Source organism: Streptomyces sp. H27-H1 (assembly GCF_026627445.1).
Classification (GTDB): domain Bacteria; phylum Actinomycetota; class Actinomycetes; order Streptomycetales; family Streptomycetaceae; genus Streptomyces.
Map to the genome: position 1 here is coordinate 1 of NZ_JAPNLJ010000060.1, position 15,608 is coordinate 15,608.

The 15,608-nt window shown below is 70.5% G+C and carries 14 protein-coding genes and 1 CRISPR repeat array; of the genes, 10 read left to right on the top strand and 4 right to left on the bottom strand.

The features are described 5' to 3' along the window. Nucleotides 1-154 precede the first annotated feature (154 nt). From OTB20_RS36775 to OTB20_RS36820, 10 genes are all read left to right on the top strand, one after another. On the top strand, nt 155-589 hold the full coding sequence (locus OTB20_RS36775) for a hypothetical protein (RefSeq protein ID WP_267824284.1): 435 nt from the start codon (nt 155-157) through the stop codon (nt 587-589). Continuing rightward, a complete protein-coding gene (locus OTB20_RS36780; RefSeq protein ID WP_267824285.1) occupies nt 586-1,461 on the top strand; it encodes a hypothetical protein in 876 nt (291 codons plus the stop codon). The genes OTB20_RS36775 and OTB20_RS36780 overlap by 4 nt, the downstream gene beginning before the upstream one ends. Before the next feature lie 220 nt (nt 1,462-1,681). Continuing rightward, complete coding sequence (locus OTB20_RS36785; RefSeq protein WP_267824286.1) at nt 1,682-3,016, top strand: CpaF family protein; 1,335 nt, start codon at nt 1,682-1,684, stop codon at nt 3,014-3,016. Between the two features lie 22 nt (nt 3,017-3,038). Further along, a complete protein-coding gene (locus OTB20_RS36790; protein WP_267824287.1) occupies nt 3,039-3,956 on the top strand; it encodes a type II secretion system F family protein in 918 nt (305 codons plus the stop codon). Beyond that, entirely contained in the window at nt 3,953-4,849 is an 897-nt protein-coding gene (locus tag OTB20_RS36795) for a type II secretion system F family protein (protein WP_267824288.1), read from the top strand. The genes OTB20_RS36790 and OTB20_RS36795 overlap by 4 nt, the downstream gene beginning before the upstream one ends. Before the next feature lie 25 nt (nt 4,850-4,874). Further along, nucleotides 4,875-5,066: a hypothetical protein gene (locus tag OTB20_RS36800; RefSeq protein WP_267824289.1), complete on the top strand. Its 192-nt coding sequence runs from the start codon at nt 4,875-4,877 to the stop codon at nt 5,064-5,066. Between the two features lie 37 nt (nt 5,067-5,103). Further along, on the top strand, nt 5,104-5,520 hold the full coding sequence (locus OTB20_RS36805; protein ID WP_267824290.1) for a TadE family protein: 417 nt from the start codon (nt 5,104-5,106) through the stop codon (nt 5,518-5,520). After that, nucleotides 5,517-5,975 (top strand): TadE/TadG family type IV pilus assembly protein, encoded by a 459-nt coding sequence (locus tag OTB20_RS36810; protein WP_267824291.1) that lies wholly within the window; start codon nt 5,517-5,519, stop codon nt 5,973-5,975. The genes OTB20_RS36805 and OTB20_RS36810 overlap by 4 nt, the downstream gene beginning before the upstream one ends. A 71-nt stretch (nt 5,976-6,046) precedes the next feature. Further along, on the top strand, nt 6,047-6,433 hold the full coding sequence (locus OTB20_RS36815; protein ID WP_267824292.1) for a pilus assembly protein TadG-related protein: 387 nt from the start codon (nt 6,047-6,049) through the stop codon (nt 6,431-6,433). 8 nt (nt 6,434-6,441) lie between these two features. Continuing rightward, a complete protein-coding gene (locus tag OTB20_RS36820) occupies nt 6,442-10,014 on the top strand; it encodes a LysM peptidoglycan-binding domain-containing protein (protein WP_267824293.1) in 3,573 nt (1,190 codons plus the stop codon). Nucleotides 10,015-10,096: 82 nt separating this feature from the next. On the opposite strand, the gene OTB20_RS36825 is transcribed toward OTB20_RS36820, so the two are convergent. From OTB20_RS36825 to cas1e, 4 genes are all read right to left on the bottom strand, one after another. Continuing rightward, nucleotides 10,097-11,008: a hypothetical protein gene (locus OTB20_RS36825; protein ID WP_267824294.1), complete on the bottom strand. Its 912-nt coding sequence runs from the start codon at nt 11,006-11,008 to the stop codon at nt 10,097-10,099. Further along, nucleotides 11,005-11,514, bottom strand: a complete 510-nt coding sequence (locus tag OTB20_RS36830; RefSeq protein ID WP_267824295.1) for a ParA family protein — start codon at nt 11,512-11,514, stop codon at nt 11,005-11,007. The genes OTB20_RS36825 and OTB20_RS36830 overlap by 4 nt, the downstream gene beginning before the upstream one ends. Nucleotides 11,515-11,859: 345 nt before the next feature. Further along, a CRISPR array of direct repeats spans nt 11,860-14,207; the repeat unit is 29 nt; unit sequence GGGGTCATCCCCGCGTGCGCGGGGAGCAG. Nucleotides 14,208-14,288: 81 nt separating this feature from the next. After that, a complete protein-coding gene (cas2e, locus tag OTB20_RS36835; protein WP_267824296.1) occupies nt 14,289-14,639 on the bottom strand; it encodes a type I-E CRISPR-associated endoribonuclease Cas2e in 351 nt (116 codons plus the stop codon). Further along, complete coding sequence (gene cas1e, locus OTB20_RS36840; RefSeq protein WP_267824297.1) at nt 14,636-15,607, bottom strand: type I-E CRISPR-associated endonuclease Cas1e; 972 nt, start codon at nt 15,605-15,607, stop codon at nt 14,636-14,638. The genes cas2e and cas1e overlap by 4 nt, the downstream gene beginning before the upstream one ends. Nucleotide 15,608: the final 1 nt, after the last annotated feature.

Here is a 15,608-nt window from a genome sequence, read left to right on the forward strand (position 1 = left end):
CCTCCCGGCCGACCAGCAGGGGCACGGTCTGACCTCAGAAGTCGATGCTTCCGGCGTCGAAAGTGCTCACCTGCTGGCGGCTACGGAACCAAGCATTCCCCGGTTCCGCAGCTCCCATTAGGCGCTGACGGCCGCCGATGTCGTGATCGCCGAGGTGTCCGCGGATGGCGCGCTGACCCCGATGCCCGCCGCCGACCGCGCCTCGGTGATCGGCAAGCGGCCTGCCGTGGACTTGCGTAAGGGCGGCCTGCTCCTTGCCTCGCAGCTGAACCCGGGCTCAGGGCTGGGCGACGACAAGGCCCAGGTCGGTGTGCAGGTCAAGCGCGGCCAGGCCCCGGCAGGATCGCTGGTGCCTGGGGACAAGGTCCTGGCGGTGACCGTGCCCGGGCAGGGTGAACAGGGCAGCGGGAAGGAAGCCGAAGCTCCTCCGGTCTCGGTGAAGGCCACCGTCGTCTCTGTCAGCCGGCCGGATGCCTCCGGTGCCATCGTCATCAATCTGGCCGTCGCGACGTCGGACGGCCCGCTCCTGGCCACGCGTGCGTCCGCGGGCCGGATCGCTCTCGTCCGTGAAGCACGGAGCGCCTCGTGACCGTGACCGCGCTCGTCTCCGCGAAGTCCTCTGGTGTCACCACCACCGCACTGGCCTTGGCCCTCGCCTCCTCGCAGCCTTCGCTGCTTGCCGAGTGCGATCCAGCCGGAGGGACCATCCGAGCCGGCCTCCTGCAGGGCCGGGTCGACGCCTCTTACGGGCTTTATCACCTGGCGGCTGCCGAACGCGCCGGCGATGACGCGCTCGCGCACACCTTCGCCAGCCACCTGATCCCACTGGACGGTGCCGGCAACCGCAGGGTTCTGCCCGGTCTGACGGATCCGGCACAGGCCGCGGGGCTGAGCCGGACCTGGCCGGCCCTCTCTCAGGTGATGCGGGTGCTTTCCGACGAGGGCGGCTACGACGTCACCATCGACGCCGGCCGGATCGCGCTGGAGTCCGGCGCCCTGCACCCTGTCCTGACCCCGGCTCCCCTGCTCCACGGCGCGGACCTCGTCCTCCTTGTCGTACGCGGCACCAGCCAGTCGCTGTCTCTGGCCCGCTATGTCATTGACCCGCTGAAAGCGGAGCTTGAGGAGCGGGGCTCCGGCGCGGACGCCTTGGGTCTGCTGCTCATTGAGGAGGGCCCTGCCCGCGCCCACGAGATCGCCGAGACCCTGCGGCTGCCGGTCCTGGCCGCGCTGCCCTTCGACCCGGAGACGGCCGGCTACCTCACCCACGGCGGGCAGCCACCGCGCAACAGCAAGCGCAACCCCCTACTCCCCCGCGCGCGCACCGCCTCCGACAACTTCCGGGCCGCGGCTTCGCGCCGGCGTCTGCAACGCCAGTACCCGCAGCCGCCAGCGCCCGCGTACCCGCAGCTGTCGGGTGTGCTGCAGCGGCTGAGCCAGGGGGCGGCGCCCCGTGGCTGACACCCATCAGCGCCCCGGCCTGAGCGCGGGGCCTGCCGACATCACGAGCCTGCTCGCCGGACGCATCGGTCACGGGACACCGTCGGGGCCGCCGTCCGCGGCTCCGGCTGCCCGACACCCCGTACCTGCGGCCCGCCCTGCCCTCCCAGTGGCGTCCGCCGGTCCGGCTTCGGTGCCCCGGCTCGCCGAGCTGCCTGGCGAACTGCCAGTCGCATGGGATGTGATCGAGTCCCTGCAGGCCGACGTCTCCCAGAAGCTAACCGCGGAGGACCCCAACCGGCTACTGGACGGGGACGACCGCCGCGCACGGGCACGTTCACTGGTCAACGCAGCGGTCGCGCAGTGGGTGATCCTCTACGCCCAGGGCAACACCCCGCTCAGCTCCGACCAGGAACGCGCAATAAGCGATGCCGTCTTCAACGCGATGTTCCGTGGCGGCCGCCTGCAGTCCCTGCTGGACGAGGAGGGCGTCGAGGACATCATGGTCGACGGCCTGAAGGCCCACATCGAGTACTACGACCGCCCCCGCCGCACCATCGACAGGATCGCCGACTCCCACGACGAGCTCACCGCCTGGGTCAACCGGATGGCGGGCCTGTCCGGGCACGGCGAACGGTCGCTGACCCAGGCCACGCCCTCGATCGGGTTCCGGATGCCGGACGGCTCCCGCGTCACCTCGAGCCTGCTCACGACCCGGCCCTCGGTGGCGATCCGAAAGCACCGCATCCGCGATCACGGCCTGGACCAGCTCCTCGAGATGGGCTCCATCAACCCGATCCTGCGCGCCTTCCTGATCGGCTGCGTCATGGCCAAGCTGAACATCCTGGTCGTGGGGGACATGGGAGCCGGCAAGACCAGCCTTCTGCGCGCCCTGGGGCGCGAGATCCCCGCCGAAGAGCGCCTGGTCACCCTGGAGTCGGACCGCGAGCTCTACCTGGATGAACCCGGTCCGCCGGACAAGCCCGGCCCCCTCACATTCGCCTTCGAGGCCCGCCAGTCCAACGGCGAGGTCCGCGCCGGTGAGAGGACCGGCGAGATCACCATCTCCGACATGTTCGACACCGCGCTGCGCTACAACGCGACCCGGGTGATGGTCGGCGAGGTCCGGTCGAAGGAAATCCTCTCCATGCTGGACACCATGTCCGCAGGCGGCAAGAGCTCGATGTGCACCCTGCACGTGCGGCGGCCGCACGCCATCATCAGCCGTCTCGTCCAGCTGTGCACCAACGCCGGCATGCAGACGGAAGCCGCGCACCACCTCATCGCTTCGTCCGTCGACGTGGTCGTCTACCTCACCTACCTGGACGAGACCGCGCTCGGCGGCCGCCGCCACCGGTTCGTCTCGCACGTCCTGGAGATTCACGACGTCGTGGGTGAAGGTGGCCGCCCCTCCATCACCGAGATCTTCGCGCCGCAGGGGACCGAGCGGCGCGCCGTCTACCGCAACATGCCCTCCTTCGTCGACGAACTGGAACTCACCGGCAACTTCTACCGCCACTGGTTCACCCACGAGCCAGCAGCCTGGGGCGCCCCCCTGGAGCTGGTACGACGATGAACACACCCCTCAGGGAGATGCGGTGAACTCCAGCCAGCTCGCCCTCGTCGCCGCCTGCTGCGCCGCCGTCATGGTCCTCGCGCTCATCAGCGCCGTCCGTGCGCTCCGCGGCCGTGCCGTCGACCCGGGCAAACCCCCGAGCCGTACGGCCGGGCGGATCCAGCGGGCGAAAGCCGAACTGCCCCAGGCCTGGCAGAACCGCTGGCGTCACCTGTGCGCCGTCGCCGCCGTAGCGACGCTGGCAGTGTGGGCGTGGACGGGCTGGCCCGTCCACGGCCTCCTCGCCGGCGGGGCGGTCCTGGGCCTGCCCTACGTCCTGAACCCCGGAACCGCCGCCGTCCAGCGCATCGAACGCCTTGAAGCGCTCGGCCAGTGGCTCAACCACCTGGCCGGCGTACACCAGGCCGGAATCTCCCTGCCCCAGACCATCCGATCCTCCGCCAAAGCCGCCCCCGCACCGATCGCGCCGAGCGTGCGGGCACTCGCGGACCGCCTGCGCTCCGGCCTGGACGCCGAACGTGCTTACGCCCTGTTCGCCGACGAACTCGCCGACGGCGTCAGCGACCACGTAGTCCTGCTGCTCCAGACCCACATCGTCAACAAGGGACGAGGCCTGTCGACCGCACTGGAGTCCCTCGCGGTCACCATCCACCAGCAGGCCGCCGACGCCCGCGACATCGAGGCCGACCGCGCGAAGGTCCGCAAGAGCTCCCGCATGGTCTCCGTAGTCATCAGCGTTGTCGTCATCGGCTGCATGCTCAACCCGGCCTGGTCCGGCTGGTACCAGAGCCCGCTCGGGCAGGTCGTCCTCGCCGTCCTCGGCGGTCTCTTCGCCTACACGCTCCGCTGGCTGCGGAAGATCGCGCGGACCCAGCCTGACCCCCGCCTCATCGACCCGCTGCCCGCCGCCGCGCTCACCCTGACCGGAGGCACCCGATGATCCCGCTGACCGCGGTCCTTCCCGCGGCCGCGGCCGGCCTCCTGATCGGCCTGGCCGTACGCGCCCTCCTGCCGGCCCGCCAGAACCTGGCCTCCACGCTCGACCGCCTGGACGTCGCCAAGACCGGCGCACCGCTCCTCGCCTCGGCTGCCCCGTACGGCTCGGGCACGCTTCCCGAACACGTCGGAGCCAAGCTCCTCAGCGAACTCGGCGGGCGCCTCACGCTCCCCACCCGGGACCTGAACCTGCTGAGCATCAGCCCGGCCGAGCACCTCGGCAAGCGGGCCCTGTTCGCTCTGTACGGGCTGGTGGCGCCACAGCTGCTGCAAGCCCTGCTGGCTCTCGCCGGTGCCCCGCTGCCGTTCGTACTGCCCGCGCTCGTCTCCCTGGCCATGGCCGGCCTCTTCTGGTTCTGGCCCGGCAAGGAAGTCGCCCGCGACGCCGCCGCGGCCCGCTTGGTCGTACGGTCCGCGGTCGCCTCCTACCTGGAGCGCGTCGCGCTCGCCCGCATCGCCAACTCCGGCGCAGCCCAGGCCCTGACCCAGACCGCCGAGGTCGGTGACGGGTTCATCTTCGTCCGCATGCGCCAGGTCTTCCACCAGGCCGACCTCTCCGGCGTCACCGTGTGGGACGCCCTCAAGCAACTCGGCGACGAACTCGACATCCCCGAACTGACCCGCCCCGCCGACACCCTCGCCCTCGCCGGCGACGGCGCGGCCGTCTACACCACGCTCCAGGCCCAGGCCCGCCAGCTGCGCATCGCGATGCTGTCGGATGCCAAAGCCCAGGCCAACGCGGCGAGCGCAGCGATGATCCTGCCGGTCACCTTCGGCGTCATCTTGATGCTCACCTTCGTGATGATCCCCATCACGATCACCATTCTCGGAAGCTGAACCAGATATGAGGGGGAACCCACCCATGGACATCCAGATGCTGACCGTGTGGATCCGCAGCCACTACACAGCGCTCCGCACAGCCAGGGGCGACGCCGGCCAGACATCCACCGAGATGGCAATGATCGCCGGAGCGCTGCTGCTCGGCGCCGGCCTGCTGGTGGTGGCCATCCGCACCAAGCTCCTGGAGAAGATCGGCGTCATCAGCGGCGGCTGACCAGCACCGACATCAACAAGACGAGGGGACGGCACGGATGAAAGGCCCCAGCGTGAAGCGCTGGTACAGGTGGCGCAGACTTCGGGGCGACGGCGGCTTCGCCAGTGTTGAGTTCGCGGTCCTGGCCGTCGTCGTGCTCACGCTCATCTTCACCATCATCCAGGTCGGCCTGTACTACCACGCCCGGAAAGTCGCCCAGTCCGCCGCCCGCCAGGGCGTCGAGGCCGGGCGGCAGTTCGGCTCCGGCCCGGGCGCGGGCGTCTCCCAGGCTCAGTCCTTCCTGGGCCGCTTCGGCGGCAGCGTCCAAGGCGCGAGCGTCTCCTCCGAGGGGAGCTCCGCGGAGGAGATCCGCATTACCGTGCGCGGCCGCGTCGCCACCCTGGTCCCCGGCTTCACCCTGGACGTCGTTCAGTACGCCGATGCCCCCGTCGAACGCTGGACGGTGGCGCCATGACGATCAGGGTCTGGGTGCGGCGCCGCATGAGCGAGGTGGGAGGCGACCGGGGTTCCTACGCCCTGGAGACAGCGGTCCTTGCACCGGTGATGATCTCGCTACTCCTGCTGATGGTCGCCTTCGGCCGGGTAACGGACGCCGAGGGCGCCGTGGACGCTGCCGCGCGGGCAGCGGCCCGGGCAGCCTCACTCGAACGGGACGCGGGTGAAGCCCAGAGCCAAGGCCGGGCCGCGGCCAGCCGGAGCCTTGAGGGTGAGGGCATCACCTGCCAGGCCTCCAGCGTGAGCGTCGACACCTCCGGCTACGCGCTGGACACCGGCGTCGCCGCAAACGTGACCGCGACGATCGCGTGCACAGCCAACCTGTCCGACATCGGCCTGCCCGGCCTGCCCGGGTCCAAGACGCTCACCGCATCGTGGACCAGCCCGATCGATACGCACCGGGGGCGCCAGTGATCACCCTGGTTCACGGGCTTCGCAGACGGATTGCGGCAGCCCTCAACCCACCTGACCGTGACCGCGGGTCGATGTCCACGTTCTTCGCCCTGACCACCCTCGCGATCCTGATGGTCCTTGGTCTGCTCGTTGACGGCGGGGGCACGCTGAACGCTGCCAACCGTGCAGCATCCCTTGCTCAGGAAGCAGCCCGCACCGCAGGCCAGCAACTCGACCCCGCCCAGGCCATCGAGGGCACCGCCATCACCATCGACCCCGACGCCGCAGCAGGCGCCGCCCAGGACTACCTCGCCGCCGCCGGCGTCCAGGGCAGCGCCGAGATCACCGACGGCGGGCAGAGCCTCACCATCACCGTCAACGCCTCGTACACCACGCTCTTCGCCCAGCTCGTCGGCCAGAGCACGATCACCGTCACCGGCACCGCGAAAGCACACCTGCAGACCCAACCAGGAGGCTGAGCCGCACCATGGCCCACCGCACCCCCGCTCCACTGCGAGTCCTCGGCCGCCTCCTGAAGGCCGTCCTGGGTCTCGTGGTCCTGGCTGTGCTCGTCGCTGGCATCCCGCTGCTCCTGCTGAAAGTCGGCTACCAGCCGACCGAGCTGTCCGGCGGCTGGGACCTTCTGACCCGCCAGGACGACGGCACCCTCTTCCTCACCGCCCTGACGTGCATCGGGTGGGCGGCCTGGGCCTCCTTCGCGTTCTCCACGCTCGTCGAACTCGTCGCCGTGCTGCGCCGCCAGAAAGCGCCGAAGATCCGCGGGCTAGGAGGCCTGCAGTCGCTGGCCGGGTTCCTGATCGGATCCATCGTCCTGATCGGCCCGGCGGCCGCGGCCAGCGTGGCGGCCCCGCAGGCTGTCGCCGCGACCACCCACCACACGCTCTCCGCCGGACCCGGCACGCAAACTGCGGCGCCCACTGCGAGCAGCTCCACAGCGCCCGCGGCGCCGACGCACACGGTGACCTCCTCGACCGAGCTTGCCTGGGACCTCGCAGAGCAGTACCTGGGCGACGGGAAACGCTGGAAGGACATCGCCGCCCTCAACCCCGGCATCCCCGAACTCGTCGCCGGAGACCAGTACCTCCCCCAAGGCACCGTCCTCACCCTGCCCGCCGACGCACGCCTCGCCACCCCACCGGCAGCCGACAACTCCCCCGCCGCCGAACAGGCACCACCGGCACCGGACAAGCAGCCCTCACCCAGCACCGGAGCGGGCCTCTCAGAGCCCGGGCCGGGTCAGCCCGCAACCGAGACGGTCAAGCCGGCCGACACCCTCTCGGACATCGCCGACCGACACGGTGACCCAAACGACTGGCCGGCCCTGTTCGAAGCCAACCGCGGCAAGCCCCAGCCGGGCGGCGGCACCTTCACCGACCCCAACCTCATCTACCCCGGTCAGCAACTCGACCTCCCCGCGTCCTGGGCCTCCACCCCACGGCCCCCCAGCGCCGACGTCCCCCCGCCCGCCGCTGGTGCTCCCGCTCCGGACCCCGGTACACAGGTGCCGGCCCCGGTTGGCGATGAACACCCGGGCCAGGCACAGCAGCCGGCTCCTCCCTCGGCCGCCCCCTCAACTATTCCGTCGCCCACGCCGAGCCCTGGCCCGCCCAGCGTGCCGGCACCGGCCGCTTCGGCTGCGCCCACTGCACCAGCCGCGCCCCTCAGCAAGGCCCCGGAGCCCGTGGTCGCGGAGGTCGAGGACCCGGACAGTGCTGTGTCTGCCGGGGTGTGGATGGGGGCTGGAGCCCTGGCCGCGGCGCTGGTCGGAACGCTCACCGTCCGCCGGATCCTCCAGCAGCGCCGTCGACGCCCGGGCCGGCGCATCCCCATGCCCAAGGGCCGGGCCGCGCAGACCGAACAACACCTGCGCGCGGTGCAGCATCCCAGCGGCTTCGAACTGCTGGACCGTGCCCTGCGCAGCCTCGCCCTCAACCTTGCCGACACGAGCCGCGAGCTGCCCGCCATCGAGGCGGTCGTCCTACACGACGCGAAGATCGAACTGCATCTCACAGACGACAGCGCGCCGATGAAGCCCTTCACCTCAGCCGTTGGCCGTTCCGACTTGTGGACCTGTCTGGCGAGCAGCCCGCACTTGGCCGACGAGGAAGCACTGCGCGCCGCTGATGTCCCCTACCCGGCACTGATCTCAGTCGGCTGGGACACCACCGGCCATCTCGTCCTTGTCGACCTCGAACACGTCGGGGTCCTACAGCTGGCCGGCGACGCCGACTTCGCCCGGCACGTCCTGCAGGCCATCGCGGTCGAACTGGCCAATACTCCCCTGCCAGGTCACCTCGAAGTCACCGCACTCGCGGACACCGCACCCGGCCTGGACACCGCCGTGCCCGAACGAGTCGCCCGCACCCGGCTGCTCGCCGAGGCGGCCGCCGAGCTTGTTGGCCACGCCGCAGAACAGCGCCGTGCCCTGGAGAACGTAGGTGCGAGCAGTCTGCGTACCGCGCGGCTCCTGGAGGACGGCGGTGATTCCTGGACCCCGCTCATCCTCCTGGCACAGGACCTGTCCCACGAGGACACCACGGCCGCCTCACTCCTCGACACCCTCGCGGCACACCCCCGCGTTGCCGGCGCACTCGTCTGCTCCAGCACCCGACCCGAGCACGCCGGGGGATGGACTCTGACATGCAAGGGCCCGAACGACGTCGTCGTCCTGCCCGGCTCGGATCTGCCCGTGCGCCTGCAGGGACTGAGCGATACCCAATTCGCCGACGCCATCGAGCTGCTCACCGTCGCCGCGAGCGACATCGACGTCCCCGCCTCCGAGCGCACCGATGACGTTCTCGATGACCCTCGGGCCGTCGAGGATCTCCACGTCGGTGACCCGTCGGCCGGAGAGATGCCGACGGACGGAGATCCACTCGGGGCGGATCTGGATGGACTGCCCGGCGAGTACGCCGAGGGCGAGGTCGAGGCTCCGTTCACCACGCAGGCAGTGCCTTCCGGGCAAGCCGCTCCAGCAGTCGACGCAGGCCTGACTCTGCTCCCGGCGGCCAGGACCAAGGACGCTTCCGCGGACGATGATGCAAGCGCTGCAGAAGAGCCTGGTTCGACCGGCCTCACCCTTGCCGACGTCTATGCCGACGCAGACCTGGAACACCCTGAGGCTCCCCGCAGGACGACAAACGCGTGCGCTCCCCGAGCCACGGCAGCCGTGCACGTCACCCTCCCCGCATCGCCCCCGACGGCGATCCCGGAAGGCACCGCCAGAGACATCGCCGAGCCCACCGCTGTACCGGAGCAGTCATCCGGCCCTTCCGTGCTGCTCCTCGGACCAGTCCGTATCGACGGTGCCGGCGGCCGGATCGACTCCAGCCGCCTGACCGTCGCCACCGAACTCATCGCCTACCTCGCCCTGAACACCGGGATCGACCACCACGCGATCGACAACGCCCTGTGGCCCGGACACAGGGAGAACAAGAACATGCGCAACAAGACCGTCTCCCTCACACGCTCATGGCTCGGCAAAGACACCGAGGGCAACCCCCACCTGCGGCTCGTCCAGAAAACCGGTGACAGCCGCTACCGGCTCGGCACCACCGTCACCAGCGACTGGACCCGCTTCCAACACCTCACCCGCACCGGCATGGCCCACCACGACGAGGACGGTGACCTCGCCCTTCGGCGCGCCCTCGCCCTCGTCCGTGGACGCCCCTTCGCCGACACCCACCCGCAGCGCTACGCCTGGGCCGAGCCCCTGATCCAGGAAATGATCTCCACGATCGCGGACGCCGCCTACGAACTGTCCACCCGCCGCCGCGAGGCCGGCGACATCCCCAGCGCCCTGTGGGCCGCCCGCCAGGGGCTCCTCGCAGGCGAGGAGAACGAGCTCTTGCACCGCTGCCTCTTCCTGGCACACCACGCCGCAGGCGACCTCGGGGCTCTCCGGGAGGCTGCCGCCCGCCTCACGTACATCAACGAGCAGCTGGACGGCGGTGTTGACATGGAAGCCGAGACGGCCCAGCTTCTTCGGGATCTCCTGCCTCGCCCTATCGCTACTGCGGCCAGGGGGCAGGGGCGGTAGGAGATCCGAATGCTGATCTTGTGATCTATCGGCGGGTATGGTGCGCTGGTAGACGCGGCGGGGGGGCCCCCCCGCCGTATCGCTAGCTGGCCTTGATGCGCTCGAGGACGGCGTCGAAGACTCGCGGGGCCTGCTCGTCGACGAATGCGGCCAGGAGGTGCGTCAGAACGTCGTGGCGTGGGATACGGCCCCGCTTGAGTCGGTCTGCGAGTGACACGGAGCGCCGGTCCACATCTCGCTTGAGGCTCTCGGGCAGGGCGTTCGAGGGCTTGGGGGCCGGCGGCTCTGCTCCCTTTATGGCACCAGCCAGCGACTGGGCGATGACTTGCGCGTCATCGTCGTCGCTGAGCGCCAGGTCTCCGGGGAACAGCTTCACGGTCTCCCGTAGCCGTTTGGCGGTGACCTTTTCCGCGCCGACGGCCTGGACGACCATCTCGTACACCCCGACCGCTGCCTTCAGGCCGTGCTTGTTGTGGAACGGTACGAGCTCGCGTACTTGGCCCTCGGGAGCCTTGTAGCTACGGGCGGCGAGGACCTCGCCGAGTTCCCATCCGTCCCGCAGTTGGCTGCAGCGGGAGCGGCTGATCCCGTGTTCGATCTCCGACCATTCTTCGATCGTCTTGTAGCAACGCTCCGGCTCCAGCTTGTGCGGGAGCTTCCTGAACAGGCGGCCGGTGGCCACGGTGTCGAGGGACTTGCCCGCGATCCACGTTGCCGTGGAGAGCAGCTCGATGCCGGCCACACAGGCCTCGAGGCGTTTCTGCTCGTCTGCGGTGAGGTCACCGGTGCCCGCCGGGTCGACCGGGTCGGGGATCTTGTCCAGTCCGGGGCGGACGGCGGTGACGGCAGCGGCGATACGCTCGGCAAGGGCCTGCTCGGTAAGAGCCTCGCGCTCTTCATCGACTCGCGCGGCCGTCCGGGTCAGGCTGGTGGCGGCGTCGCTGGATGCTTCGTCGTCGTCCCAGCCGTCCAGCTCGAAGTCCTTCTCGCTCACGCGGCGGTCACCAGCCCGGCGTTGGCGGCGATGGTGCGAAAGAAGTCGGCGGTGTCCGTCTTGGGCCGGTAGAACACCACGGGAAGTCCCTTGTTCCGGGCTTCCTTGAGGGCTGCGGACCGGACCGGGACCTCTCCTAGCACCGGGATACGCGGGTGGTTCCGCAGCTGTTTGTAGACGGCGGCGTCGAAGTCGCCCATGGGCTTCATGACGCGACCGATGACCATGCCTAGGATGTCCAGGTCGTCGGCGGGGCGTCCCAGGTTGGCCATGATCTTTTTGTGTTGAGCGACCTGCATCTTGACGGCTTTCATCGCCCATTCGTCCACATCGACCATGATGATCGCTGCCGTCGCAGCCGCGGTCTGCGAGTCGGTGTCCGTATCCAGGGCGGGACGCATGTCGAGGAGGATGTCGTCGTACTCGCCCTCGAACTGCTTCAGCATCCGGGCGTAGAAGTGGTTGGCGGAGCCCGTCTCCCGAAGCCGTGAGGGCAGGAACGCCATATCCCGCCTGCAGCGCCGAGCCCGGATCGCGTTGCAACATGCCGAGTGGCTCGCACCCTTCGCGGATCGCCAGGCTGAGGCGCTCGACCTGATCCGGGCTGAGCCCGAATCACCCAAGTCCGCCATTTGCGTTGCACGGACCGGCTATGGGCCGAGGCAGGCAGCGCCCGCGGCCGGGATGCCGTCCGTGAGGTTCAGGGACATCGCCGGCTCAACCACCGCGAGGGCGCGTTCCGGCCAATGCAGGTGGAGAACCGGGCAGGACCAGACGGAATCGGCGTTGCTGTTCGTCCGCCCGTCCCATGATTAGCAGGCGGCTTTGTCCACGAGCACGTCCACCAGGGCGGGGTCATCCCCGCGTGCGCGGGGAGCAGGCTGTCGGCGGACTGGTGGTCAGGGCCGGCGAGGGGGCATCCCCGCGTGCGCGGGGAGCAGAGGTTCCCGTTCGTATGGGAGAGCTCCAGGTCGGGGTCATCCCCGCGTGCGCGGGGAGCAGGTCCGCCACCAGTACGCCGACGTGCAGGGCGTGGGGTCATCCCCGCGTGCGCGGGGAGCAGTCCCAGGGGCCTGGCCGTGGCCCGCGTACGTAGGGGTCATCCCCGCGTGCGCGGGGAGCAGTTCCGGGTTTCCGCCCCCTGGGTCCCCCGGTAGGGGTCATCCCCGCGTGCGCGGGGAGCAGGGAGAGGCCGCCCGAGCCTCCGCCCTCCTTGTGGGGTCATCCCCGCGTGCGCGGGGAGCAGCGCCGAGGCACTTGCGGACTTGGGGCGCCTGGAGGGTCATCCCCGCGTGCGCGGGGAGCAGGCGACGAGAGGCGCGACCAGAGGTGCGACCTCGGGGTCATCCCCGCGTGCGCGGGGAGCAGTACCGGCACCTGGACGCCGGCGACGAGGAGGGGGGGTCATCCCCGCGTGCGCGGGGAGCAGGCGACGAGAGGCGCGACCAGAGGTGCGACCTCGGGGTCATCCCCGCGTGCGCGGGGAGCAGGAGTAGCGGAGGTTCGGTGCGGTCAAGCCCGCGGGGTCATCCCCGCGTGCGCGGGGAGCAGCAGCGGTCGGGGTTGCGCCGGTACCAGTCGACGGGGGTCATCCCCGCGTGCGCGGGGAGCAGCTCATCGACGATGACCCCGACGCCGATGTGCTGGGGTCATCCCCGCGTGCGCGGGGAGCAGCCGGGGCCCCGTCCCGCTCCAGGTTCGAGACCGGGGTCATCCCCGCGTGCGCGGGGAGCAGGCCGAAGAGAGCATGCCCAACACCAAGGGCTTGGGGTCATCCCCGCGTGCGCGGGGAGCAGTCCAACGCCCTCGCGACATCCATTCGGCCGTCGGGGTCATCCCCGCGTGCGCGGGGAGCAGGACACCGTCGCCGTCGTGCGCGCCTTGGCCGAGGGGTCATCCCCGCGTGCGCGGGGAGCAGACACTGTCGGTCGCTTCCGCTCGGGCCGGCTGGGGGTCATCCCCGCGTGCGCGGGGAGCAGCACCGACCGCCGTTTCGCCCCCGCCCCAGGCCGGGGTCATCCCCGCGTGCGCGGGGAGCAGTCCTCGACGTCCTGTCCCGCCATCAGCCCGACGGAGTCATCCCCGCGTGCGCGGGGAGCAGGAGTCGGGAGGGCCGGTCAGCGCTCGCCTGCAGGGGTCATCCCCGCGTGCGCGGGGAGCAGTTGCCGTCGTCCAAGAGCAGCCCGACGTAGGCGGGGTCATCCCCGCGTGCGCGGGGAGCAGGGTGCCCGCCCACATCAGCTCTAGCACGGGGGAGGGTCATCCCCGCGTGCGCGGGGAGCAGGGGACCGTCGCCCTGGTCAGCCTCATCACCGAGGGGTCATCCCCGCGTGCGCGGGGAGCAGCTGCTCGCGAGGCCCGGCTCCATGCCGGGGTTGGGGTCATCCCCGCGTGCGCGGGGAGCAGCGCTCGGAGCTGGAGAAGCTCGACCCCGGCGAGGGGTCATCCCCGCGTGCGCGGGGAGCAGCGATGCCGTTCTGGGAGCGGAGCCCGCCGCCTGGGGTCATCCCCGCGTGCGCGGGGAGCAGATGTCTCACGTCGTCGAGCAGCTCTTGTCCGCGGGGTCATCCCCGCGTGCGCGGGGAGCAGTGGACGGCGGCCAAGGTCTGCACGACGAGGTCGGGGTCATCCCCGCGTGCGCGGGGAGCAGTTCGTGCTCCACGTCGCCTCGGAGCGGTTGCTGGGGTCATCCCCGCGTGCGCGGGGAGCAGACCAGAGCGGGTCAGAAGCAGGCAGCAAGGTAGGGGTCATCCCCGCGTGCGCGGGGAGCAGCCCACGTGGCCGCCGGCCGCCCCCACGCCGCCGGGGTCATCCCCGCGTGCGCGGGGAGCAGTGGTGGACCAAACTGGCCTACCGCGCAAGGGAAGGGTCATCCCCGCGTGCGCGGGGAGCAGCGACGACGCCTGGAAGAGCGACCCGGAGGCCCGGGGTCATCCCCGCGTGCGCGGGGAGCAGTCCCGGATCGCCCGCTTCACCTCGTCGCCGTCGGGGTCATCCCCGCGTGCGCGGGGAGCAGCAGCTCGCCGAACCCGACGCCGAGCCGGAGCCGGGGTCATCCCCGCGTGCGCGGGGAGCAGACCAACACGCTGCGCCACTTCCCCCGGACGCCGGGGTCATCCCCGCGTGCGCGGGGAGCAGGACGCCTGAGCGGCCGTCGCCCGCGCCGAGGTGGGGTCATCCCCGCGTGCGCGGGGAGCAGACTCACTGATCTGGGGTTTCTTCAAGAGTGAGGGCAGTTTTTACTCACTTCTTCAGAATCGGACATGTCAGACCAACCTCTCTATCCATTCCCGAACCGGCGCCTCTTGGATGCCTTGCTCCAACCCTTGGTCGCCGGCGGGGCCGCAGCCGCCGCACGCGGGTTGGGGCGGTGGATCAGAGTGACGCCCTCTCGGTCCGTCGGGTGCCATTTGTGGTCGTGGGTCTCGAAGGAGAAGCCCTGCTCGTTGTCCGAGCTGTAGGCGAGCAAGGCACGGCCGTTGCCCGCGTGCTGTCGTACCTCTGCCCACAGCGTTTCGCGGATCCGGGCAGACGGCCCTCCGATGAAGACTCCCGGTGAGATCTCCAGCAGCCAACGCGTGAGGAGACCGCGCAGCCCCACGGGGCACTGTGTCAGGACGATCACGGTCACCAGCTGACCTCCGCCTCCGCGTAGTTCCGGCCGGCCGGGACGGACATGTCGCGATCGGTCCTGAGCATGACTCGGTCCTGTCCCCCCAGTACCTCGAGGTCCTCCCCGTTTTCCATCTGCGTCTGCCCTGCCAGGAGCAGGTCCTTGATGTCCTGGACGCACCGGTCGAGCAGCCCGGCTTTGTTGATCCTGTCCCGGAGAGCGCGCCGCGTGCGTGAGCCAACGTCCTCGATCGAGTCCGCCGCAACGTCGAAGGCGACCGGAATGCCGATCTCCGTCTTGTACAGGTCGGCCACGTCCAGGACGAAGGACAGCTCGTGGCCCGAGTGTACGAACCCGAGGCCGGGTGAGCAGCCCAGCGCCGCCACCACCGCGTGGGCGATCCCGTACATGCACTGGGCCGCCGCCGTCACCGCCTGGTTAGGGGCGTCACCCCCGGCGAAGTCTCCGGGGATGTAGTGCCTGCCGTTCCACGGCACTCCGGTTCGGCGCGCTTCGCTGCGGTAGCACTCCTTGACGCGGTGGCCTTCGCGGCCGAGCAGTTCCTGCCGGCTCAGCCCGGAGGGGTCCTCCTCGGGGAAGCGCAGCCGGTACATCCGGCGGGCCACCTCCAGGCGTGTCCTGCGATTGGCCCACCGCGTCGCCTGCGCTTCCAGGAGGGCGGCCGAGCGGTTCAGGGAACGGCCGCCCGCGTAGTAGCGGACGCCTTGTTCGCCGACCCAGGCCACGGCGGCTCCGCTGTCCCCGAGCACGCTCATCGCCTGGTGGGTGATGCGCGTGCCGGGGCCGAGGAGGAGGGTTCCAATGGTCGCCGAGGGGATGTGGGTGGTGCCTTCGGCGTCCTCGGCCGTGATGGCGTTGTCCTCCCGGTGGACGGTGCAGCGCTCCAGGTAGATGAACGAGATCCGTTCCGCGACTCGCGTGAGCTCACGGGGCGACGAGGCGCCGCGCCGGGCTACGTCGGCCATG